This window comes from Mesorhizobium sp. M0048 (assembly GCF_040323405.1).
GTDB lineage: Bacteria > Pseudomonadota > Alphaproteobacteria > Rhizobiales > Rhizobiaceae > Mesorhizobium.
The window spans coordinates 351,910-374,533 of sequence record NZ_JAMYUV010000002.1 but is presented as its reverse complement, the minus strand read 5'-3'; the positions used below and the strand labels follow the sequence as shown (position 1 = coordinate 374,533).

Sequence of the window (22,624 nt, the reverse complement as noted above, 5' to 3'; positions counted from 1 at the left end):
CGAGCATGTCGAAGTTCCAAGCCGCTACCCCGGAGCGTTTGCAGCAGCTCAGGCTTGAGGCAACGGCGCACTTTGCGCCACTCATACTGCGCGAGGCGCTGGTGCGTCTCTGCCGGGCTTGCGGAAGCGATAGCCTCGAACGTTTCGAGAAGACCATGGTCGACCAAATCGAGGCATTGCGTGACGAAAAGGCCGATTTCGACACGATGAAGGAATTTGCCATCGAACAGCTCTATGGCTGGATTCGAGAAGTCAGGTCTTCACCGGACATGACACAGCCCCTGGAGAGCGTAGATACCCGAAGGACCCCCGGCCGCTCTGAAGAGCCGCAAACGCTGGAAGACCAGTTGCAGGCAGGCCTGGAAGATTCCTTCCCGGCAAGCGACCCGCCGGCGGTCGTCTCCACCGCGATCCCGGGCGGATCGAAGAAGCTCGTCGGAACCGACGAAATCCTCAGGCAGCAGCGCGAGAAAAAGGCCGAGAACGCCAATCACTCGAGATAAAGCCGGGCTTTGGACGGAACTGCGGGAGACACCTACAGGTTTACCCGCTGTGCTGTCAGGGCATGCCCGTCACGCGACTCGCCTTCGACAAGAATGTTTGCCTCCCACGCGGCGTCGACAAACGCTTGCCGCGCTTTGCCGGCCGTAATTTCACCGGTTCGGGCGCGATTCAATACATCAGCGGCCGCCAGCGCCAGTGGGGCATTGCGCGCCGGCCATTTCTCGCTTTTCAGGCAATGTACTGCTTCGAAAACGGAACTGACCAATCGCGATCGCCCAGGCTTGCCGAAATAGATGCAAACAGGTGTATCGAACTCTATTCTCTGCACCGGATTCCTCCCGGTTCAAGCAAGGTGTCGCTTCAAGCAAGCTGCGTGTCTTTAGGGTCTACACGACTGTCCGACGGGCGTTTCAGCCAAACGTCGTAGGCCTTCGCAGCTGTTTTGGCGCGTGCTGGTGTTTCGGCTGCGATATCGTAGGCCAGAATGCCCGCCTTGCGGGCGAATTTATCGAACGCCGCACGCACCGTCTCGACGTCGACCTCGTCAGCCAGCCCGGCGCGACAGGCGTCGAACGCCGCCTTGTGCGCCGGACCGCGGCTCGGCCATTCATTTAAGACGTCATAGGCCTGCCAGATATTTTCGACATAGCGAGGGAAACCAAGGCCGACGAGAATTGGAACCGGGCGGCCAAACAATTTTTTTGTCATCTGTGTCTCCGCGAAAGAGCCTGTCGCATCAACGCCCGGGGCGGACCCGAGGCTCATGCTCTTTAACGCGGGATTGCTGCACGGGTTGCAGCAGGTTTGTTCGATCGTGCGCGGCCGGTCACTTGTTGGTCCGCATCTTTTGCCGAGGATTGATACCGCCTTGCGGCGTGGTGTCGTTCTCGACATCGCCTTCGAACGTATTGGTGCCCTGATCGAGCCGGTCGCCCTCCTTGATCGTGCCCCTGGAACTGCCGATGCCGGGATCGTTGGCAAGATCGCTATCGGCCGGCGTTTTGCCTTTGGCGTGCTTGTTTCCTGTCATGGACTCCTCCTGTTTCTTGAGGTGGCAGGCCGCCCTTGAGGTCGCGGCCAAGGCTCGCTGCGAATCGCATTTCGACGCGCCAAATGGCGGCGCCCGAATTGTCGGACGACCTTGATTTTGAACTCCGCGATCCCGATGGTTGTTCCGTCAAAAATATCGCCGTCGGCCGGGATTGCTCAGCCAAGCCCTCTCCGGTTTTCTGGAGCCGGGTGATTTTCGCAACCGGAACGATCTTTCGCCCAATGCATTTAACTGGTCTGCGCTCGCGAACTCATTCTGGACGGGAGCTGAACCATTGCCACCCACAGCCTACGCCTTGGCGACCCGCGAAGCCGAAGAAGTTTCCATCGTCGACCTCATACCCGCTTTGAGGGCTTTCGCCCGCACCTTCTGCCGCACTCCCGATGATGCCGACGACCTGGTCCAGGAGACGCTGACCAAGGGCCTGGCCAACATTGACAAGTTCGAAGCTGGAACGCGCATGAAGTCATGGCTCTTCACGATCATGCGCAACACCTACTACACGCGTGTCAGGGCCGCCGTGAGGGAAGCGCCCGGCCTGCTCGACTGCGCTTCGCTGCGGCCGATCTCGGAAGCGACGCAGGAATGGTCCGTACAGGGCAAGGAAGTCCACCAGGCCATCCAGAGTCTTCCCGAGCATCAGCGCGAGGTTCTGATGCTAATAGGCGTGCTGGGCGTCAGCTATGAGGAAACCGCCGAAATATGCGGTTGCGCGGTGGGAACCGTGAAGAGCCGGCTCAACAGGGCCCGCGCCGGCGTGCTTGAATACCTAGGCGAAAGTTCCTCGCAAACCCTGATGGAAAGGCGCAGCTATCTGTCCGAAGGACAACTGGACTTCGAAGCCGAGAGGCGCCGCTAATATATGTCACGTTAGTTACTGGTTCCGCGCAAGCGTCTTTCGACAAGCGCATGCTGCAATTCGATCGCAAGTTTGGTCAGCCGGTCAGGAACCCTTTCCTGCTCGATTGCCGCAAGCAAGGAAGCGATTTCCCGGTCTATCGTCAGATCGGCGCGCGTGCCGACGGAATCTTCCCTTGCGCGAGACATCGCGTTCTCTTGGCAAATGTTGGTCCCTTCATCTCACTCTGGTGGCAACAGTGCGAGTTTGCAAGAATTTGCAGGCCATCCATGCGACCGGCTTCGGTCCTTGCACAGCTTCGTCAGCGGTTGGGCTCTCGCTGCGTTTCAATTGCTCACCGGCTGCAAGCCATATGCTGCCGCAACGATCAGTCTTCAGGCCGCCGATCCGCTGAATGATCCTGGTACTGCTCCGATTTAACCCGATTGCCGTCGAGCCCACGCTCCTTGGTGTGCTGCTTCTTGTCTCTGTTGGACAGAACGGCGTTCTCTCCGATCTTGTCCTTGGGAAGATCGGTCATCGCGCCAGCGCCGGCGCCTTTGCCGTGACTGCCGCGACCGATGTGCTTCTTGCTGCCGGACGCCATCTCGTCCTCCTTCCTGCTGTCGAATAGCGGCTTTTCTCGTTCGGCATCCGAACCTGCGTTGGGCCGCAATGTTCCGCCGGAAATCGTAAGCAGGAAGGCATCGCCATCCCAGTGCCGGAACGGCTTTTCGCCGTCGACGACAACTTGCATGCGATTTGCGTTGGCGAACTTATGGACATCGGCGCGATCCAGCGCCGGCGATCCGCGATATGAATAATTCAAAAGCACGGCCATGCCTGGCCTCTTCAGCACGCGTGCGATTTCCACAAAATGTCGTTCCGCGAGGCCGGCCAGCACCAGATAGGGAAAGCTGTCGACGGCCAGCACGCGGTCGAAGCTGGCATCGCGAAAATCGGCAAGGTCGAAACCGCGGGTAGGGCGGAATTCTACATTGCCGAGCCCGGCGCATCGCCGGCGGGCGATCGAGATCATCGCCGGGGATATATCGCTGCCGACGATCCGGTGCGATAGAGCAGAGAGCACCTGTTCGAACCGACCGATGCCACAGCCGATATCTAGTATGTCGCGGTCGGTACCGGTAAAGCCTCGCCTCTCCAGCCATGTAACGATCTCAGCCGTAGCGGCCGCGAGGTTTTCCTCATTGCCCAGCGATGACAGCTGGACGCTCGCCGCCGGGGAGATCGCCGCCGCCGCGTCAAACCCGGCCGCCAGCCGCTTGACGACCGCATCATCGGTCTCGCCACCGCCACGCTCGTGCCGAACGGCAGCACCTATTTTGCGCAGCGTGGCGAAGATCTCAGGCCTGCGCTGAAGCAGGTCCGCGATCCGTTGTAATTTTGCCGTCTTTCGCGGATCGGCCGAATGCGTGTTTTGTGCAATCTTCGCCAGTTCTGCGGGTTCGATTCCTGTCTCGAAACGGAGAGCCAGCCTGGCGATGACGGCTTCGACGCCGGCACCGTCTGCCATGCAGTCCTCCAGCACCCGCCTTGCTGATGTCGACCGCCGAGGTCCTGGCTGGGTCGCGCTCATCGCCCTTTGCTCCGCGTCCAGATCTTGCGCATCGTCCACCGGTCGACGGCGCCCCAGCTGTATTTGTAGGCCTCTTGTCCGCGCAGAAAATCGAACTCTTCCGCGCCTTCGCAGATCGCCTGCCTTATCGCCTGGCCGATGAGCAGCGCGCCGGGACTTTCATCGGCATAGGCCGGATCGAAGCCACCGAGATAAGCGTAAGCGCGGCCCCGATGATGGAACCCGTAATAGGCGCCCACGATCACGTCACCGATGGTGATGAGCCAGCATCGGGCAAGCACTTGTGCGACCAGTTTCGGCAGCGCCTGACGGTGGAATGCTTCCACGCGGGAATCGGACAGAACCCCGTCGCCGTGTCCGGCCCAGCGCGCGCGGTGAAGGCGGATCAGGTGATCGAGGAATGTCTGCGGATCGGACAAAGCGGGTTCGATGGAGACCCTGCCGCGTCTCGACGCGGCCCCGAGGGCGCGGCGCAATTGGCGCCTCCGCCGCGCCGGAACACAGCCTTGAAGCGTCTGGTCGCCGACGAGAGCGAGCACCGGGCAAGCGGCATGACTGACGGCTTGGCACGATTCGAGCGCGGCATGCCTGATGGCAAGGCCGGCGCCGCCGGGAGGCAGGTCCTGCAAGATCCACTGCGACCAGCCGAGGGAAAGAACCGTGTCGGCGATGGCGACGGCGACCGGTTCGGCGGTTTCGGGAATACAAAGGACGTCCAGATAGTCGCTCAACGAAATGCCGAGCGGAAGCAGCCGCGCGCCGGCGTCCTGGCGTTCCAGATAGAGTGGCGCCAGGCCGACCAGATCGTCGCCACTCCAAACGGCGACGGTCGCTAGCTCGCCGGGAGCGAATGTCCGCCACCATGGCAGTAACCATGCGGGAGACTGGAACGGCGTCGCCGAGGGACTGCGCGACCAGAGTTCCCACCAGTGTGGCTCAAGGGCTTCGAGGCCGGCCGGATCGTCGATGATCTCACCGCGGAGCATGTCCCGCTCACTTCGCCGTCGCGAGCTGCCCGCTGTCTGTGCCGAGCCGTGCCAGCGCCCGATAGGCGTCCATGTAGGAGGAAATCATGCGGTCGAGTGAAAAGCGCCGCCGCGCCTCGGCCCGGCAGGTCTCGGGGTCCAGGCTGGGTGCGGCAGCGATGGCTTGCGCCATCTCGTCGACATCCCCGACCAGATACCCGGTCTTGCCGTGCTCGACCACATCCGGCAGTGCGCCATTCGGGAAGGCCACCACGGGGGTGCCGCAGGCGAGCGCCTCCATGGCGACGAGCGAACTGGTTTCCGCGGCAAGGCTCGGGATGACTAGGCAGCGGGCTGTATTCAGCAGGCGCCGCTTGGCGACAAAGCCGAGCGGACCAAGGAAGCGGCGCCGGTCGTCCAGCCGGGGTTCGACCTCGTCGCGAAAATACGCTGTGTGCGTTTCATAGGGGTAGACCTTGCCACCGATGACCAGCGGCACGCTGGCCTTCTTGGCTGCGTCCAGCGCCAGATGGATGCCCTTTTCCGGGCAGACGCGGCCGAGCACGAGCGCAAAGTCGTGTTTGGCCTGCGGTTCGCTCAGCGCGTCGACGTCCACTCCGTTGGGAATCGGCCCGATCAGCCTGGCTCCCGGCGGCGCGGTTCTTTGCTGAGCCGCCGATACCGCATGCAGCCACAGATCCTCCCGCGCCGGATTGAGAGCGTCGGCCGGATACCAGTCGAGCGGCAAATGCAGGGTCACCAATGTCGGCCCGTCGCCCGGCAGATAGGCATCGAAATCGATACCGTGCAAATGGACCACGTCGATTGGCCAGCGAGCGCGTGCGGTAGCGATTGCAGCGCGATGAGCACGCTGCGCCCGGCGCTTCGCCGCTTCATCGAGCACGCCCGGTTCGGCCGGCGTCTCGATGAGAGTGCCCGCAGCGCTCGAGCCCTGGCAACCGATCACGATCGAGCGGTGTCCGGCCTGTACGAGCGCCTGGTCGAGCATCGACAGCACCTGCTCGGCACCACCGACCGCATCCGGCCCGACCGGGGCGAGGGGATAGGCGACGTTGAGGACGGTGAGCGTCATGGCGGGAGAGCCGAAGCTCCTCACGCCGCGGAGGCGCGTAGCCTGCCGACGGAGGGGGCAGCGATGCTGCCGGCATAGCGGCGCGTCATTGCCGCGCAGAACTCGGCGAATTCCTCCGGCACCAGCGGCGGACTGCTGTGGTGCGGCATCATTCCGCGATGCTCCGGCGTGAAGCAGAAAGTAACGGTAACGTCGAAGTCGGCCAACGCCTCCATCTGCCGGTCGAACCAGTCAAGCGCGTTCGGCCTGAAGCTGTCGGCCCAGGAAAGTCCGGTACGCAGATTGGTGACGCCGAGGCGTTTCATCCAGGCAACGGCGTCATCAAGCCGGTGATCTTCGAAATGGAACCACTGCACCAGTCCTAATGCCGGCGTGTGGTGCAGGAACTCCTCGAGCGCGGGCTTTGGCGTGCCGTCCTGGCGAAGCAGGCCCATGTAGAAATGGCGATAGTAAGACGAGCCTTCCGCCTCGCGATGGCGCGTCGTCGCTTCCCACTCGCGCGGCAGGTCGTAGAGGCTGTACCATTGGATGCGCGGTGCGTTGCCGATCAGCAATTCCGCGGTCCGGCGCAGGCCCCAGACCTGTACCTCCTCGGCGCCGAAGGTCGACACGCCGACCTCGCTGACCCATACCGGAAGATCGGTGACAGCCGAGATCTCGCCGACCTTCTGCGGCCATTCGTGGATCTGCCAGAGGTTCCAGTCGAGCGGAAAGCCGTGTACGGCGACCGCGTCGACGTGATCGAGCACGCCGAATTCCTTCATCCGGGTCATGAAGCCGGCATCGATCGGCGAGATGCCGCCCAGCACCTTGGTCAAGGCGGGATTCTCCGCCGCGATCGCGTCGGCGGCCAGGATTGCCGTAGCGGCGAAGCGGCTCCAGTCGGGGTCGAGCTCGGGATCCCAGTGGGATTTGTTGTTGGGCTCGTTCCAGATCATCGCGGCTTCAATCATTTATCTGTCCTTTCGACGGGTAGACGGCGCCGCCGCCGGCCGGCACGTCGGCGGTGCGGCAGAAATAGACCTCCTGTTCCGGTTGCAGCACGATCTTGAAGCCGGCGCTGCGAAGCATGGCTTCGGTGCAGGCGCGATTGGGAATCCACCAGTTGGTCGGGTCGTCGGCGTAACGATGCTCGATGAAATGCAGCTTTGGGAATTCCGGCCGGTCGAAAAGGTCGTGGGTCCAGAAATGATAGTTCTGCTCGAGCGCCGGCACGTTGGTGCTGCCGCGTTGCATCGACTGGAAGATCATCAGGTCGTCGGCGACGTGCTCCCGGATCAGATCGAGTGCGAGCAGAGGATGGCGCAAATGGTAGAGCACGCCCATGAACAGCACGATGTCGAACCGCTCATGCAGGGCGCCAACGTCGTAGACCGAGAGCTGCCGGAATTCGATGTCGCAGTCTGCGACCTCGGCGGCAAAGCGCGCCTGCGCCAGGTAAGCTTCATCGAAGTCGATGCCTAGCACGCGGCCGGCGCCGCGACGTTTCATCTCGATCGAGTAGAAACCCGCATTGCAGCCTATGTCGAGCACCGCCTTACCGGAAAGATCGGCGGGAATCGCGCCGGCGAATTTGCGCCATTTGATCAGCGGATAGTTGCCAAGGAAATGGTCGGGAGCGGTTTCGATGCCGGCCAGCTCCATATTGTGGAACCATGGGCCGAGCGCATTGATACGGCGGCGGATCTCGGCATCGGAATGCAGCATGGCTAGCCTCCTTCGCCTGCGAGGATAGGGACGTGCTGGTGGCCGGGCAGCGTAATGGCGGCTTGGTCGTCCTTGGTACCGGCGGCGCTTTCAAGCAGCCGCAATGCGGTGCGGTAGCCGTTGAAGGTGCCGACGTCGACATAGGCGGTGCCAGCCTTGATGCCATAGGCTTCGCCCCCGGCGGCGAGATAGGCGTTGACCAGTGTGCCGATGTATTCGTCGCACCGGTCCCGTTCCCGCCACAGCGCGGCGAGCTGATGAAGGGTGCGGCCGGGCATCTTGAACGCACCCCAGATCCAGTTCGATGCGGCATTCTGTTGCTTGACCTGGATTTGCTTCACCCGGCCGTCCGGGTCGACAACGACGGCATCGAAGAACTCCGGCTGGTCCACCGGAAACAGCAGGAAGGACAGGCCGTCGTCCGGGAGGGCCAGGAAGCCGTCTTCGGGAAACCAGATCGTGTCGGGCAACCCGACCAGAACGGTCTCGTCGGCTGCGACGAGCGGTGCGGCGCGGAAGATGGCGTCGCAAAGGCCGACCGGAGAGGGCTGCACCACAAACAGAGCGGCCGCGTCGGCATAGCCGGCAGAATAATATTCCAGGATATCCGACTTACCCGAGCCGATGACGAAGCAGATCTTGTCGGCCCCAGCGCGGACCATGCGGCGCACCAGGTATTCGCTGACCGCGCAAGGCCGCTCGGTGTTGCCGTCGATGCGGCTGCCGACCGGCAGAAGCTCCTTCGAAAAGCCGAGCGGCTGGATGCGGCTTCCCCGTCCGGCTGCGGGCACGATGCCCAACATCAAACTGCCTCCTTCAATGGCTCGCCATGCGTGGAGCCGTGCAGTGCATCGGACAGGATGCGGTCGAATTCCTTCGCGCGCCGCGCCGAGGTGTGTTCGTCCAGCACCCGCTCGCGCGCACGGCGGCGAATCGCGTCAAGCTCGGCGTCGGACAGGTCGAGCGCCGCGACCACGTCGTCGGTGCTGTTGGCCACGACGATCTCTTCACCGGGCCGGAAAAAGGCCTCCAGTCCGGGCCATGTGTCGCTCACCATCGCAGCCCCGCAAGCGGCGGCTTCGAACAGCCGGCCGGAAGGACACCAGCCCCGTTCGGCCATCGCCTCGCGGGTCACGTTCAGGGTCAGTCGTGAAGATGAAAAGAAGGCGGGGTGGTCGGCCGGCGGCAGATGCCGGACGAAGAAAATATTGTCGCTCCACGGGAATTCCTGCGGATATTGTGCGCCGCCAATAATGAAACGGCGATCCGGCAGGCGCGCAGCCGGGCTGACCAGCAACCTTTCGACCCCGGCCTGGCGGTCTGCCGCATAGGTTCCAAGATAGGACAGGTCACCGGCAAACTCCGGCCTGGGCGGGGCGGGCCGGTGTCGCTCTGGATCGACATGGCCGTAGAGCGGCATGACGCGGCGTGCACCCAGCGTCGACCTCAATGCGTCGATCGCGGTTCCTCCCGTGTAGCTCAGCACGAGATCGAAATCGCGAAGCCCTTCCGGCCCGAAATAGGCCGGAGGCTCGCCTTGTTCGATCCGCGCCAGCGTCACCGGCGTGTCCAGATCGTAGAAGACCTTCAGCCCGCGACAGGCCTGGTGAGCAAGGCGGGACGCGCTCACGGCATCGGGACAATAGGAGGTGACGATGACGACATCGGCCTCTTTCATCGCCTGCTCGGCAACGCGTTGGATGTCCTCCCAATCCGGGTAAAGGACAAGGTTGCCGCCATCCAACTGGTCGAGATCGCGTGTACCGGCATAATAGGGGGTGTTGCGTTCGAAGAAGGTGATGGACCAGCCCAGCCCGGCCATCGCCCGGATCAATCCGCGCCACAGCGTGGCGTGGCCGTTGCCCCACGACGATGTCACGGTAAGACCGAAAATGACTATGCGCATCCGGCAAATTCCTCGTCAGGCAGCTTCGTTGAGTCTGATCAGCTTCGACCCCCAGTCCCCCCAAACAACCGTGGTGATCGACGCTGGGTCGATATCGAAGCGAAAGCAGTTCCCCAGCGACAGGCCGAGCACTTTGCACACCGCGGCCTTGATGACGTCGGCATGGCTGACCAGTGCAACGCATTGGTTCTGGTAGGTGCCGCGGACCTGTTCGATCAGCAAGACGACGCGTTGCTGCACGTCTAGCATGGTCTCGCCGCTCGGCGTTCTCGCCTGCTGACGCTGGTCGTTCCACGCTCGCCAGTCGGCATCCTTGTTCAGCTCCTCGAAGGTCTTTCCCGACCAGGTGCCGAAGTCGATCTCATCGAGTTCCTCGCGGATCACGATTTCACCGGCATTACAGGCGAGCGCCATCGGAGTCGCAGTCTCCTGCGTGCGTTCGCGCGGGCTGCAGAAGATTGCCGCTACCGGCTCGCGTGCCATACGGTCAGCCAGATGCGAGGCCTGTGCCCTGCCGGCCTCGCCGAGGCAAACGCCGGCCATCCGCCCGGCAAGATAACAGCCGACATTGTCATGCGCGGCGTGGCGCACCAGAAAAAACGTCGTCGTCATTCCGCCGCATCGAGCATCGGCTCGTCCTTGCCAGCGATGAAAGAGAGTGTGCGCTGGCGGGCTTCCGCGTCGGTGAACTGCTCGGGCGGCGATTTCATGAAATAGCTGCATGGGCCGGTCAGCGCGCCCGCGATGCCGCGGTCGAGCGCCAGCTTGGCGCAACGCACCGCATCGATGACGACGCCGGCCGAATTGGGTGAATCCCACACTTCCAGCTTGAGCTCGGCATTCAGCGGCACGCCGCCGAAGGTCGTGCCTTCAACCCGGATATAGGCCCACTTGCGGTCGGTCAGCCACGGGACATGGTCGCTCGGCCCGACGTGAATGTTGCCGGGCTCCAGGGGAACGTCGATCTGGCTGGTGACGGATTGCGTCTTTGAGATCTTCTTTGATTCCAGCCGCTCGCGTTCCAGCATGTTGAGGAAGTCGGTGTTGCCGCCGAAATTGAGCTGGTAGGTGCGATCGATGCGCACGCCGCGCTCACGGAACAGGTTGGCGAGCAGCCGGTGGACGATCGTCGCACCGACCTGGCTCTTGATGTCGTCGCCGATCAGCGGCAGCCCGTGCTGCTCGAAGCGCCGGCGCCACTCCGGCCGCGAGGCGATGAAGACTGGTATGCAGTTGACGAAGGCGCAGCCCGCCTCGAGCGCGCACTCGGCATAAAAGCGTGTTGCCTCCTCCGAACCGACAGGCAGATAGGACACCAGGATCTCGGCGCCGCTTTCGGCGAGGATGTTGCCGACATTGGCGACCGGCTCGTCGGCCTCCTCGATCTCGTCGCGCAGATATTTGCCGATGCCGTCCAGCGTCGGTCCGCGTTCGACGCGAACGCCGGTAGGCGCAACATTGGCAAAGCGGAAAGTATTGTTGGGCGCGCTGTAGATCGCGTCTGCCACATCACGTCCGACCTTGCCCTTGGCGACGTCGAAAGCGCAGACCACCTCGATGTCCTTGACATGGTAGCCGCCAAGATCGGCATGCATCAGCCCGGGTATGGGCTCATTGCTCCTTGCGTCGCGGTAATAGGTGATGCCCTGAACAAGGGAGGAGGCGCAGTTGCCGACGCCGACTATTCCGATCCGAACTTTCTTCGATCCCACGAAACCGCTGCCTATGCTGTTGAAGGTAAGTTCTTCGTGCCAAACCGCCTGCCTCCCGGATTGTTCCTTGCCGGCTGTAAAAATCGTGCAACCGACGGTGGATCAAAGTAGCGCCCGCCGAGTTGTGCAGCCGGGGGGTGAGGCCAACCGGGACGAGACAATGATCGTCTATGGCGACCACAAGCAACCTGAGAGCGCGCGATATGTTCGCGCCTCGGCTCGAGACGCGGCCGGGCACATCGCGGACATGCCAAGCGGGATCGGACGGCACGCAGCGCTGGTCGGCCTGTTCATCAAGGTTTCGGAATTGGTCCAGGGCCTTGCCGATGCGGAATTCGCGGCCAAGGGCATGGACAGGAATTCCCCACAACGGATCGCTGGCGCAAATCTCCTGGTCGGCTTGGCCCGGGACGTGGGCAGATCGTGGAGAGCCGGATTCGCCGTCGACGGCCCGGTCGATGCCGAAGTGCCGCGAATGTTGGCCGAACTCGAATGCGATGGCGACATTCTGACCGGCGCGGCTGAGGGCTACGCTCACTACGCGCTTTATCCGGAGAGCTATTTCGTCGCCGCGCGGCAGTCGGGTCTCGATGCGAACACATGCGTAATCGGCATCCGCAGCATCGGCCTTGGGCTTGCAGCGATGGTGGCTGCAGCCATCGGCGCGCCAGCACCCGTCAGCGTCCGTCCGACCGGCCACCCGTTTCGCAGGCGGCTTGCCGCCGATCCGGAGCTGATCAGGGGCTGGATGGCGAAGCCGTCGGCCCGCTTTGCCATCGTCGATGAGGGCCCGGGTCTGTCCGGCAGCTCGTTCCATGCCGTCGTCGCATGGCTACAAGCGCTGGGCATCGATGCCAGGCGCATCCATCTGTTCCCAAGTCATTTGGGTGGCCCGGGCCCCGAGACGTCGGCGGACATCCGTGAGGCATGGACGGTGTGCCAAAAACACACCGCGGATTTCGAACGGACTTTCCCCGCTGGATCCGCTCTGCCGGCGCTGCGGGATTGGGTGGCTAGAATGATCGGCCGCACAGCGGTCAGCCTGATGGAAATATCCGCCGGAGAGTGGCGTCGCTTGCATTATGGCTCGCAGGATCAGTGGCCGCCCGTTCATCGCGGCCTCGAGCGGCGGAAGTTCCTCGCTTCCGCCGGCCGGGAAAAATGGTCGGTCAAATTCGTCGGCCTCGGTGAAATCGGAATGCACAAGGCCGAGACCGCCAGGAGGCTGCACGACGCAGGCTTTGGCCCGGAAGTCGCCGGGCTGTGCCATGGCTTTCTGGTCGAACGCTGGATCGACGGCACAACGCTGGACCGGGCAACGCTTTCGAAAGAAAAATTGGTCGCTCACCTGGCGCGCTATCTCGCCTGGCGCGCAGCCAATCTGCCCGCCTCGGAGCCAGGCGCCTCGCTGGAGGCGCTTGCCGACATGGCCGTGCGGAATACAAGTGAAGCGCTGGGCGAACGCCGCGCGGCGGAGCTGCAGACCTGGTTCTCGAAACAGGCTCCACCCAAGACCATGCAGCGGGTCGAGATCGACGGGCGGCTTCATCCGTGGGAGTTCATCCTTTCGCGCAGTGGAACGCTGGTCAAGACGGACGCCCTCGATCATTGCCGATCGCACGATCTGATCGGCTGCCAGGACATCGCCTGGGACATTGCCGGCGCCCGTGTCGAGTACAGCCTCTCCGACCCGGCGACTGGGGCGCTTTGCAAGGCTGTGGAAGTGAGAGCCTCACGTCCCGTCGATGCCAATCTGGTCCAATACTATGAGCCCTGCTATCTTGCGTTCCAGCTTGGCTTGTGGAGCATGGCTGCACGATCTGGCGATGATCGGGAACAGATCCGGCTGGCGGCCGCGGCAAGACGTTATACCTCGATGTTGCTTCGTTTCCTGGAGAACCAAGGGGAACTGCGGCCCTTCGACCAGGATCAGTCCAGCCGGCGAAGCATATCCGCTTCCTTTTCGAGGATGGCGACTACCTCCTCGCGCTGAAGATGCGTCATCATCAGGCTCACGCAACATTCCAGATAGGTGATGGAGGCGCGCCGCAGGAAGGCAGCCGTCTCCTTTGCGGCCATTTGCTCGATGTCTTTGGCGGATCGCTTCGGATGCACAATCGTCTCCATGCCGGTACCTTGGCAGAACCAGAAGCTGGACGGGTTGTTCCCGCGACGAGAAAAAGTGACGAAATCCGAAACGACCGCGCGATCGTGCAGCGGCCAGACGCTCCCCGCCTCAGGCGGGCAGGTTTTGCAGCCGGCCTGAGGCAGAACGCACGGTGGCGGCAATTCGACGTCTTCTGTCGATCATCTGCGCCGTCTCAAGCTCGGCAAAATAGCCGATCGTGCGCATCAAACCTTGCCTGAGCGGCACTTTTGGCGACCAACCGAGAAGCTTCTTTGCGCGGGAAATGTCGGGTTGCCGACGACGAGGATCGTCTTGCGGCAGCGGCAGGAATTTCAGGCCCGATTTGGTTGCGGTCATGCTTCTCACCAGGCTCGCCAGTTGCAGGATGGTGAACTCCCCCGGATTGCCCAGATTGACCGGCTGGCGTGGATTGGGATCGACCTCCATCAACCGGATCAAGCCGTCGACCAGATCGGAAACGTAGCAGAACGACCTGGTCTGCAGCCCGTCGCCGAATATGGTCAGCGGCCGTCTCTCGAGTGCCTGCATGATCAGATTGGAAACGATCCGTCCGTCCGCAGGGTCCATCCTGGGGCCGTAGGTGTTGAAGATGCGCGCGACACGGATATCGGCTTTTCCCATTCTCAGATAATCGAAGCATAAGGTTTCGGCGGTGCGCTTGCCTTCGTCATAGCAGGCGCGGGGGCCGATGCAGTTCACGTGGCCGACATAGTCTTCCTTCTGCGGATGCTGTTCGGGATCGCCATAAATTTCGCTGGTGGACGCCTGCAGGAAGCGGGCGCCATCACGGGCGGCGAGCTCCAGCAGATTGAGCGTCCCGATGACACAAGTCCGCGTCGTGTGGACCGGGTCGGCCTGGTAACGCGGCGGCGAGGCCGCGCATGCCATGTTGAAGATGCGATCCACCGGTTCGCCAAGCTCCAACGGCCGGCAAATGTCTTGCTTGATCAGCCGAAAATCCGGACGATCGGCGATCGATGCTATGTTCTCCATGCGGCCGGTAAGGAAATTGTCGACGCAGATCACGCGCCAGCCGGCCTGGAGCATTGTCTCGCAAAGATGCGAACCGAGGAAGCCGGCGCCGCCGGCGACAAGCACGGTCTTGGTCCGTTGCGCCTTTCTTGATAGCTGCATCTCTATCTTCTCCCGTCTGCGGGTCATGCTGCGCTCTCGACGTCCAGATCGAGAACAGAACGTGGCGATTTGGCTTGCGCCAGCAGCGCAACGAATTCGCGGGCTCTTGCGATGCTTGTGTGAGCTGCCAGGATGAGCACGCGCGCCTGCTTGGCCATGGCAAGCCGGGCGCCGTCGGATTCTCCAGACAGGATACCGATTACGTCCTCGGTTCTGCGCGCCGTGTGGATCGTCCGCCCTGGAAACAAGCTGTCCAGTCCGGCCCAGCAATCGCTGATGATCGCCGTGCCGCAGGCGGCTGCCTCGAAGAGTCGCACGCTGGGCGACCATCCGGCCGCGATCATGGAACTGCGCGTGACGTTCAACGTGTAGCGTTGGCGGCTGTAAAAGGCGGCATGGTCTGCCGGCGGCAGGTGTTCGATGCGATCGACATTGTCCGGCCAGGCGATTTCGCGCGGATATTGCGAGCCGGCAACGACGAAGCGACGCTCAGGCATGCGACGCGCCGGTTCGAACAGCAGGGCCTCCAGCGTCGCCTGGCGGTCGGGGCTGTACGTGCCGAGATAGCCGAGATCCCAGCGGATTGGGTCACCGGTTCCGTGATGCCGTTCCGGGTCGACCGAACAGTAGAGCGGCTCGGCCCGCCTCGCGCCGAACTCCGCCGTCAGACGGACAAGCGTCGGCCCGCCGGTGAAGGAGAAGTAGACATCGAAATACGGGACCTGCCGTCTGGCAATATACTCGCAATCATCGGTTGAAAGCTTTGCCAGCGTGACCGGCGTGTCGATGTCGTAGAAGCAGAACTGACCTGTGCACAGCGATGCCACGACGTCGATGATTTCAGGACCTTCGGGGACGAATGAGCCGACGACCACGATATCGGCATCGCGCAGGCAGCGCGCAAAATTGCGGCGAAGATCATCGGTCGTTTCATAGTAGCGCAAGGCGCAGAAATCGGGGTCGCGCAGATCCCGGTGACTTGCGTACCACGGCACGTCGCGTTCGAGAAAGGTGACGCGGTGACCGAGTTCGTGGAGACCTTTAAGCAGCCCCCGAAAGGTGGTGGCGTGGCCGTTTCCCCAGGACGAGGAGAGCGACAGCCCAAGAAAGACGATGTCGAGCGGCTTCGTCATTCGGCCGCCTCCACGGTCGGACGCTCGAAATGGCGCCTGAAAATGGCGTCGGCCAAAACGGCCCGTGTCGTATAGGTATGTTCGCCAAGTACCCGCCGAAGCGCGGATGCCCCGATCGCCTTGGCCCGTTCGGCGCTAAGGCTTTGCATGATCTCGGCGACATCCTCGCCATCGCGCGCGACCAGGATTTCCTCGCCGGGTTTCAGGAACAGGTCCACACCGAGCCAGGCGTCGGTGATGAGGCATGCGCCGGCGCCGGCTGCCTCGAACACGCGCGTCGCCGGTGAGAAGCCATTGGCCGCCATGCTGTCGCGGCTGATGTTGAGCACCGCCTTGGCCGTGACGTTCAGTGCATTGTGGTCACGCGTGCCGACATGGCCGAGCCATCGGACATTGGCGGGCATCTGCTTGTCGCCCCAGCCAGATCCGCCGAGCAGGAAGCGCTGATCGGCCGAGCGGCCGGCCGGGTCGAGGAAGAAGGCCTCGACGCGCGCCTCGCGGTCCGGCAGCCGGTTGCCGAGGAAGGCGAGATCGCAGGCAAAACGCATATCCTTGCCGACCGGATGATGCGTTTCCGGATCGAGCGCATTGTAGATCGGCACGCATTCGGCCGCCCCCATGGCCCGATAGGCCCAGACCACCGGGTCGCCGCCGCCATAGGTCAGCACGAGGTCGATTTCCTGCAACGCGCGATGCAGCGGATGGTCGGGTTCATCGCGCAACTGGCCGAGCGTCGCCGGCGCATCGACATCCCAGAATACGGTCAGCGCATCGGCACGGGCGTGATCGAGCACCGCCCGCAACAGCGCGTCGTCGGCGAAACCGACGCCACTCGCCTTGACGACGATATCCGCCTCCGCCGCCCGCGCGGCCACCTGCATCATGGCATGCGGGGTGGCCTCGTAGACGACCACGGCACACCAGTCCGGCGCCTCCATGTCGCGGTTTTTCTGGCGATCGTAGACGTCCGGCTCGTAGAAGGTGATGTCATAGCCGAGCCTTGCCAGGGCCTTGAGCAATCCGCGGTAATAGGTTGCCGCGCCGTTCCAATAGGACGACAGCAGGCTCGATCCGTAGAATGCGATATTCATTCGGCGGCCTCCTTTGCAAGGATCGTGTCGGCGGCTCGGCGGTGCCCGCATTCGGCGAGCACGCCGAACAATTCATCCGCCCGGTGCCGGCATGTGTGCCGCAGGCGGATGGTCTCGAGGCCCGACGTCGCCAGAGAAGCGGCGAGATCCGCATCGTGCAGCACGGCGCGAAGATGACGCCGCATCTCGAAGCCATCATTTGCAAACAGGAAATCGGTGCCGGGCCTGAACAAGCGTTCGACATCGGACCAAGGCGCCGAAACGAGCGGAATGCCGCAGGCGAGCGCCTCGAACATGCGGATGGTCGGGATGCCGGGCAGGCTTTCGCGGTATGGACGCCGCGGGATGTGAACCGTGATGCGGCTCGCCGCGAATGCCTTCGGCACGTCGGCATTGGCGATCCAGCCTTCGTAGCGCAGGCCGGCGGCCGCAAGGTCGGCGAGCGCCTCCCGCGGATAGCGAACGCCGTGGACGGTTCCGCTCAGGCCGAGCTCACGTACCGGGCCGACCAGGAACTCCCTGATTTCAGCGCTGCGCTCGTCGTCGCCCCAATTGCCGATCCAGATAAGGTCGGAACTACGCTCGATTTCAGGATGCGGCTGGAACAGGTGGTCATCGGCAGCCTCGTGCCAGGTGAAGACCCGCTTGCCCCATCCGGCGCGGAGATAGCTTTCCCGCAGCGCCTCGCCGAAGGCGAGCACGCCGTCATAATGTTCAAGCCGCAAGGAGGAGATCGCTTGCGTGGCCGATATGGCGCGATGGTGCGTGTCGTGGAACAGCAGCGTGAAACGCCCGCCATTCGCTTTCGCCCTGCCCAGCCGCGCGACAAGATCCGGCTCGGTCCACTCATGCACGATCACCACATCGGCATCGGAGATCCAGGCTTCGTGGTCGAAGGCGGCGTCATAGGTGACCGGCATCAACTCGGGAAAGTCCTTCCGGAATCGTTCGATCGCGAAGGATCCTTTCTCGGCCAGCAGGTTCGACCGGCTCCAGCCGTCGGCGGGCTCCAGCGCGATAGCCTGGTGCCCGCGCACGACCAGCTCACGCATGATGCCGCGCAGGAAATGTGCGTTGCCGTGGTTCCAGTCGGAAACGATCGAATGGGTGTAGAACAAAAACCGCATAATCAACTATCCGCCATGGTGGCCAGGGCCGCCTTGTCGTAGACGCCGCGCATGGCGGTCGCCTGTCTTGCCAATGAAAATCTGCGGCTTCGGCGGGCCGCTGCCTCACCGAGTTCTCGCCGGCGCTGCGCGTCGCTGCAAAGGCTGCTGATGCATCTGGCGAGATCGCCCGGATCGCGCGCGTCGTAAAACATGGCCGCGCCGTCCCACAGTTCGCGATAGGTCGAAATATCGGCGAGCACCAAAGGCGTCTTCGACATCGCGGCTTCCAGCGTGGCCAGGCCGAACGGTTCGTAGAGCGACGGCGATACGAAAATGCCGGCCCGCGCCATCAGCAAGCGCACTTCCTCATGCGGTACCGGCCCGACGGGAACGGCGTGGCTGAAGCCAACATGCTGGCCGTCCGGGCCTTGCAGCGAGCCGGCGACGAAGATCGGCCATTGCGTCAGGGAGGCGGCCCGGTCCAGCATCGCCGCATTCTTTCCTTCGTCCCACCAGCGCGCGGCGGCGAAAACGACCGATTCCCGCCTTTCGCTCTTCGGCCCGGGCTGTGCACCGTTGCCGACGACGCTTAGGCGGGCGATCGGCCCGTAGCAGGTTTCAAGCATGTCGGCATGGCTGCGGCTGGGTGCAACGACCATGCCTGCTTTGTCGAAACCGCGCCGGTTGCGGTCCTTCTGCCAGGCCCATTCGCCGTCCGCCGCCTGTCCTTTGACGGCGTGGAACCATGTCACCACGCAGGAATGCGACACCGCCACGACGGGGCAGGGCACGTCGAGCCCCGCGGCCTGCGTCGGCGCGTTGAGATGGACGATTTCGACGGCGTAGTCACGTATGAGCGGGTGCAACTCCTGCTGCAGTGTGTCGAGGTCGTGCTCGTTGCGGGTCATCCAGTCCGGCGGCGTGTTGAGCCATGTCAGCGCCGCAAACGACTGGGCCTCCTCGGCCTGCTGCCTGGACGGTTCCGGACCAAGCCCGGCAAGCACGACGCTGTCGCCGCCGGCGACCAGTTGCCTGGCCAGATCGAGCGCATAGCGCCAGACGCCGCCAACCGCATCGACAGTCATCAAGATACGCCGCGGCCGCGGGCTCAGTGTCCGCAACATGTGGCCTCCAATTCGGCCAGCGGACGCGGCCGCTTCTCCTGGATGTCGCTGAACGTTCGGAAGGATGCGAGATAATGTTCATGCGCGCGCTCCCAGGCGAGATCGTCCGGCTCGCCCCAAAGTTCGCGGTAGCTCGGCGAACTCGGATAAGGATAGAGCGGCACCGGTTCGTTGGCCCAAACGCCGTTGTCGATCAGGTGCTTTCGCCAATAGTCGACCAGCGCGGGATCGTCTTCGACCACGCCGATGAGATTGGCCTGAACGAACGGCACATGGCGCCTGGCGTCGACCAGCAACGCAGCCAGTTCCTCGGTGCCCAGCCGGCAGCGTTTTGCCAGCATGGCGCGGCCTTCCACCGTCAGGCTTTCGAGGCCCGCCTCGATCGAGACGCAGCCGGCGGCACCGAGCAGCTTCAGCAGTTCAGGTTTCCAGAGGTCGATACGGGTCTGCACGCCGAACTTCACATCGCGATCGACCAGCGCTTCCAGCAATGCCTTTTGCGGCAGGAAGATCTCGTCGATGAAGTAGATGTAGCCGACGCCCTGTGCGATCAGCCGGTCGATCTCGGCGATCACTGCTTCGTGGTTCCGGCGGCGATAGGCATCGCGGAAATCGATCTTGGCGCAGAAGCTGCAATTGTACGGGCAGCCGCGCGACGCTTCGACCTCCGCACCGAAACCGACCTGATCATCGTCGAAGCGGTGATGGTGGTGCGAATGCGCGGCAATCCAGTCCGACGGCCACTCTAGCGGTGGGTGATCGATGAACGAACTCGCATGCACGCCGCCGTTCGAGACCAGTTCTCCATCCTCGAAATGGGCCGTGGACGGCACCGCAGTCCAGTCGTCGCGCCGGGAAAGTTCCGCGACCACTTCCTCGCATTCGCCGCGCACGACAATGTCGACGCCAAGCTTGCGCAATGTCGGCGTCGGCGTCGCCGAGCCATGCGGCCCGACGGCGACGGTGCGACCGCCGCGCCCGGCAAGCCGGTTGAGGAAATCGGCCGGCACGCGCAACTCGGGCGGTGCACAGCGCCAGAACAGGTAGGTCGGCGCGGTGCTGACGACGGTCATGTCAGGCTCGAAGGCGGCGACGCGATCGGCGAGCGCGGCGTTGTCGAGCTTCTGGATCTGCCCGTCCAGCATCAGCACCTCGTGGCCGGCTGCTTCGAGCAGCGCTTTCGAATAGCCGAGTTCGAGCGGCAGATGCGGCTGCCGGCAGCCGAAATAGATGCTGTCCTGGTACGTCCAGGACGGATTGACCAGAGCGACCCTCATGCCACGTACCTCGCCGGTTCGGGATGCGGGTCGAGGCGATGACGCTGCAGCCAGTCGGCGAGGTCGCGGATGCCGTTTTGCCACGGGACGTGCGCTTTCCATCCCAGTGCCGCCTCGATCGCGCGTGTGTCGGCGACGAAGAACGGTTGGTCGCCGGTGCGTTCGCGGTCGTAACGGATCGAAACGTCCCGTTTCGTTATGTCGCAAATCTCCTTCAGCAGCATGCGCAGGCTGACGGCGTTGTCCGGTCCGCCGCCGAGATTGAATGCTTGGCCCTTGATCGCCTCGATGCGGTCGAGCACAGCGCGATAGGCCGCGACCGCGTCGGCAACATGGAGGATGTCGCGCACCTGCTTGCCATCACCGTAGATGGTGATCGGCCGGTCGGAGAACACGTTAAGCAGGAAATGGGCGACCCAGCCCTGATCCTCCGTCCCGAACTGGCGCGGTCCATAGATGCAGCTCATGCGCAGCACCGCCGTCGGCAGGTCGTATGACTTGGCATAATCAAGGACATACTGATCCGCCGCGCCCTTGGAGCAGCCATAGGGCGTGCAGAAATCGAGGCCGCGCGTCTCGTCGACGCCATGCGCTCGGATGCCCGCGTCGCGAGGCGCGTATCTGCCGTCTTCTTCGCGCATGGCAAGGTCGGCGAGGCGGCCATAGACCTTGTTGGTGCTGGCGAAAATGACGGGGATGCGCTTGCCGCTGCGGCGAGCGGCTTCCAGGACGTTGAACGTCCCGCGCAGGTTGATGTCGAAATCCTCGTCCGGCCGAACCAGGCTCGTGGTGACGGCGGTCTGCGCGGCAAAGTGGAAAACCGCCTTCGAACGCGCCACCAGCGGCATCAGCGCCTCGGCGTCACGGACGTCGGCGATTTCGACGGCGAGGCGGTTGCCGTGCTTTTGCGTCAGCCATTCCAGGTTCTGTTCGACGCCGGGACGGCTCAGATTGTCGATGACCAGCACCGGCTCGCCGTCCGACAACAGGCTGTCGGCGAGGTTCGAGCCGATGAAGCCGCTGCCGCCGATAATGGCGACGGGCGCTTCGCGAAAATTGCGTGAATCCGGTCTCATGATACCAGCCCTCGCGCTTCGAGTTGCCGCTTCATCTCTGCACTGCGATCGATGGCGACCGTGTTGCGCACCCAGGCGACGAAATCGCCGAGCGAATGCTCCAGCCGGTACTGCGGCTGGAAGCCGAGCAGTTCGCGCGCCTTCGAGATGTCGGCAAAGCAGTTGCGGATATCGCCGGAGCGTGCCTTGCCGAGGATTTCCGGCTGGCGGCCAGGCACGCCCATGGCTTCGGCGAGCAGCCGAGCGACCTCGCTGACCGGGTAGGCCCGCCCGCTGCCGATGTTGATCACGTGGCCGCGCGCCTGAGGCTGTTCCAGCGCCAGCCGGAAGGCGAGGGCGACATCGCGTACATGAACGAAGTCGCGCTGCTGTTCGCCGTCTTCGAAAATCAGCGGCCGCTGGCCATTGGCGATGCGCGAGGCGAAGTTCGCCAACACGCCGGTATACGGGTTGGAGAGTGCCTGTCCGGCACCGAAGACATTGAACAGGCGCAGCGCCACCGCATCGACGCCATAGGCTTCGCCGAAGATCAGCACGGCTCGTTCCTGGGCATATTTCGTCAGCGCGTAGATCGAGGCGAGGTCGACCGGTTTCTGCTCGTCGGTCGGCAGCGGCAACAGGACTTCTCCTTCCGGCGAGAGGGGATTCCATTGGCCGCTGCGGATGTCGTCCGGCTGCCGTCTTGCATTGTCGATGCGCCGGCCGTCCGGCGTGGCATAGAGACCCTCGCCATAGACGCTCATCGACGACGCAACGACGATCCGTTCGATCGGCCGTTTGATCAGTGCCTCCAGCAACGTGGCGGTGCCGAGGTCGTTGGCGCCGACATAGCGGGCGATCTCGTACATGGACTGGCCGACGCCCACTTCAGCCGCCAGGTGAATGATCGCGTCGACATCGTCGACCGCCTCTGCGATGGCGTCGCGATCACGAACGTCGCCTTTGATCAGCTTGGCGCCTGGCGGCAGGCTGATTGCCTCGCCGCCATGCACCTGGTCCAGCAGCGCATCGAGAATTGAAACCCCATAGCCATGTTCAACGAGTTCCTGGGCGACGTGGCGGCCGATAAAACCGCAGCCTCCCGTGACCAGTATACGTTTCACGACAACTCCTCATACGAATGGCTTTGCCGCCCCAAACTTCCGGGCGAAAGGTTTG

The 22,624-nt window shown here is 63.3% G+C and carries 24 protein-coding genes and 1 pseudogene; 3 read left to right on the top strand and 22 right to left on the bottom strand.

Going from position 1 to position 22,624, the window contains the following annotated elements; translation table 11 throughout:
* Positions 1–5 precede the first annotated feature (5 nt).
* The gene (locus tag NKJ84_RS04050) at positions 6–503 is read left to right on the top strand and encodes a hypothetical protein (RefSeq protein WP_352505436.1); all 498 of its coding nucleotides are present in this window, start codon (positions 6–8) and stop codon (positions 501–503) included.
* A 32-nt stretch (positions 504–535) separates the two neighbouring features.
* On the opposite strand, the gene NKJ84_RS04045 is transcribed toward NKJ84_RS04050, so the two are convergent.
* The 3 genes from NKJ84_RS04045 to NKJ84_RS04035 form a co-directional block, all read right to left on the bottom strand.
* The gene (locus tag NKJ84_RS04045; RefSeq protein ID WP_352505435.1) at positions 536–832 is read right to left on the bottom strand and encodes a DUF982 domain-containing protein; all 297 of its coding nucleotides are present in this window, start codon (positions 830–832) and stop codon (positions 536–538) included.
* Between the two features lie 32 nt (positions 833–864).
* A complete protein-coding gene (locus tag NKJ84_RS04040) occupies positions 865–1,212 on the bottom strand; it encodes a DUF982 domain-containing protein (protein ID WP_352505434.1) in 348 nt (115 codons plus the stop codon).
* Positions 1,213–1,330: 118 nt separating this feature from the next.
* On the bottom strand, positions 1,331–1,534 hold the full coding sequence (locus NKJ84_RS04035) for a hypothetical protein (protein ID WP_254818814.1): 204 nt from the start codon (positions 1,532–1,534) through the stop codon (positions 1,331–1,333).
* 295 nt (positions 1,535–1,829) lie between these two features.
* Between NKJ84_RS04035 and NKJ84_RS04030 the strand changes: the two genes are divergently transcribed.
* A complete protein-coding gene (locus tag NKJ84_RS04030) occupies positions 1,830–2,414 on the top strand; it encodes a sigma-70 family RNA polymerase sigma factor (protein WP_502900970.1) in 585 nt (194 codons plus the stop codon).
* Positions 2,415–2,425: 11 nt separating this feature from the next.
* Here NKJ84_RS04030 and NKJ84_RS04025 read toward each other — a convergent pair whose 3' ends face one another.
* From NKJ84_RS04025 to NKJ84_RS03975, 11 genes and pseudogenes are all read right to left on the bottom strand, one after another.
* The gene (locus NKJ84_RS04025) at positions 2,426–2,602 is read right to left on the bottom strand and encodes a hypothetical protein (protein WP_254818813.1); all 177 of its coding nucleotides are present in this window, start codon (positions 2,600–2,602) and stop codon (positions 2,426–2,428) included.
* A gap of 179 nt (positions 2,603–2,781) precedes the next feature.
* Positions 2,782–3,000 (bottom strand): hypothetical protein, encoded by a 219-nt coding sequence (locus tag NKJ84_RS04020; RefSeq protein ID WP_023676213.1) that lies wholly within the window; start codon positions 2,998–3,000, stop codon positions 2,782–2,784.
* 222 nt (positions 3,001–3,222) lie between these two features.
* Positions 3,223–3,927 (bottom strand): annotated as a pseudogene (locus tag NKJ84_RS04015) (class I SAM-dependent methyltransferase); the annotation flags it as partial.
* Between the two features lie 59 nt (positions 3,928–3,986).
* Positions 3,987–4,976, bottom strand: a complete 990-nt coding sequence (locus tag NKJ84_RS04010) for a GNAT family N-acetyltransferase (protein ID WP_352505433.1) — start codon at positions 4,974–4,976, stop codon at positions 3,987–3,989.
* A 7-nt stretch (positions 4,977–4,983) separates the two neighbouring features.
* Positions 4,984–6,048, bottom strand: a complete 1,065-nt coding sequence (locus NKJ84_RS04005; protein ID WP_352505432.1) for a glycosyltransferase family 4 protein — start codon at positions 6,046–6,048, stop codon at positions 4,984–4,986.
* A gap of 20 nt (positions 6,049–6,068) precedes the next feature.
* A complete protein-coding gene (locus NKJ84_RS04000; RefSeq protein ID WP_352505431.1) occupies positions 6,069–7,001 on the bottom strand; it encodes a glycoside hydrolase 5 family protein in 933 nt (310 codons plus the stop codon).
* The gene (locus NKJ84_RS03995) at positions 6,994–7,755 is read right to left on the bottom strand and encodes a TIGR04290 family methyltransferase (protein WP_352505430.1); all 762 of its coding nucleotides are present in this window, start codon (positions 7,753–7,755) and stop codon (positions 6,994–6,996) included. The genes NKJ84_RS04000 and NKJ84_RS03995 overlap by 8 nt, the downstream gene beginning before the upstream one ends.
* A 2-nt stretch (positions 7,756–7,757) precedes the next feature.
* Positions 7,758–8,558: a nucleotidyltransferase family protein gene (locus tag NKJ84_RS03990; RefSeq protein WP_352505429.1), complete on the bottom strand. Its 801-nt coding sequence runs from the start codon at positions 8,556–8,558 to the stop codon at positions 7,758–7,760.
* A complete protein-coding gene (locus tag NKJ84_RS03985; protein WP_352505427.1) occupies positions 8,558–9,661 on the bottom strand; it encodes a CgeB family protein in 1,104 nt (367 codons plus the stop codon). Before NKJ84_RS03985 ends, NKJ84_RS03990 begins: the two co-directional genes overlap by 1 nt.
* 15 nt (positions 9,662–9,676) lie before the next feature.
* On the bottom strand, positions 9,677–10,273 hold the full coding sequence (locus NKJ84_RS03980) for a histidine phosphatase family protein (protein WP_352505426.1): 597 nt from the start codon (positions 10,271–10,273) through the stop codon (positions 9,677–9,679).
* A complete protein-coding gene (locus tag NKJ84_RS03975) occupies positions 10,270–11,373 on the bottom strand; it encodes an inositol-3-phosphate synthase (protein ID WP_352505425.1) in 1,104 nt (367 codons plus the stop codon). The genes NKJ84_RS03980 and NKJ84_RS03975 overlap by 4 nt, the downstream gene beginning before the upstream one ends.
* Positions 11,374–11,533: 160 nt before the next feature.
* Between NKJ84_RS03975 and NKJ84_RS03970 the strand changes: the two genes are divergently transcribed.
* Positions 11,534–13,366, top strand: coding sequence for a hypothetical protein (locus NKJ84_RS03970; protein WP_352505424.1), 1,833 nt, complete (start codon positions 11,534–11,536; stop codon positions 13,364–13,366).
* A 243-nt stretch (positions 13,367–13,609) separates the two neighbouring features.
* Here the strand turns inward: NKJ84_RS03970 and NKJ84_RS03965 are convergent, their stop codons facing one another.
* The 8 genes from NKJ84_RS03965 to NKJ84_RS03930 are packed head-to-tail and all read right to left on the bottom strand — an operon-like array spanning position 13,610 to position 22,569.
* Positions 13,610–14,656, bottom strand: coding sequence for a UDP-glucuronic acid decarboxylase family protein (locus tag NKJ84_RS03965; protein WP_352505423.1), 1,047 nt, complete (start codon positions 14,654–14,656; stop codon positions 13,610–13,612).
* A gap of 23 nt (positions 14,657–14,679) precedes the next feature.
* Entirely contained in the window at positions 14,680–15,789 is a 1,110-nt protein-coding gene (locus tag NKJ84_RS03960) for a CgeB family protein (protein ID WP_352505422.1), read from the bottom strand.
* Entirely contained in the window at positions 15,786–16,880 is a 1,095-nt protein-coding gene (locus NKJ84_RS03955) for a CgeB family protein (protein WP_352505421.1), read from the bottom strand. The genes NKJ84_RS03960 and NKJ84_RS03955 overlap by 4 nt, the downstream gene beginning before the upstream one ends.
* Positions 16,877–18,007: a CgeB family protein gene (locus tag NKJ84_RS03950; protein ID WP_352505420.1), complete on the bottom strand. Its 1,131-nt coding sequence runs from the start codon at positions 18,005–18,007 to the stop codon at positions 16,877–16,879. The genes NKJ84_RS03955 and NKJ84_RS03950 overlap by 4 nt, the downstream gene beginning before the upstream one ends.
* A 2-nt stretch (positions 18,008–18,009) precedes the next feature.
* On the bottom strand, positions 18,010–19,113 hold the full coding sequence (locus tag NKJ84_RS03945) for a glycosyltransferase family 4 protein (protein WP_352505419.1): 1,104 nt from the start codon (positions 19,111–19,113) through the stop codon (positions 18,010–18,012).
* Entirely contained in the window at positions 19,098–20,390 is a 1,293-nt protein-coding gene (locus NKJ84_RS03940; RefSeq protein WP_352505418.1) for a TIGR04295 family B12-binding domain-containing radical SAM protein, read from the bottom strand. Before NKJ84_RS03940 ends, NKJ84_RS03945 begins: the two co-directional genes overlap by 16 nt.
* Positions 20,387–21,466, bottom strand: coding sequence for an NAD-dependent epimerase/dehydratase family protein (locus NKJ84_RS03935; protein ID WP_352505417.1), 1,080 nt, complete (start codon positions 21,464–21,466; stop codon positions 20,387–20,389). The genes NKJ84_RS03940 and NKJ84_RS03935 overlap by 4 nt, the downstream gene beginning before the upstream one ends.
* Positions 21,463–22,569, bottom strand: coding sequence for an NAD-dependent epimerase/dehydratase family protein (locus tag NKJ84_RS03930; protein ID WP_352505416.1), 1,107 nt, complete (start codon positions 22,567–22,569; stop codon positions 21,463–21,465). Before NKJ84_RS03930 ends, NKJ84_RS03935 begins: the two co-directional genes overlap by 4 nt.
* Between the last annotated feature and the right edge of the window lie 55 nt (positions 22,570–22,624).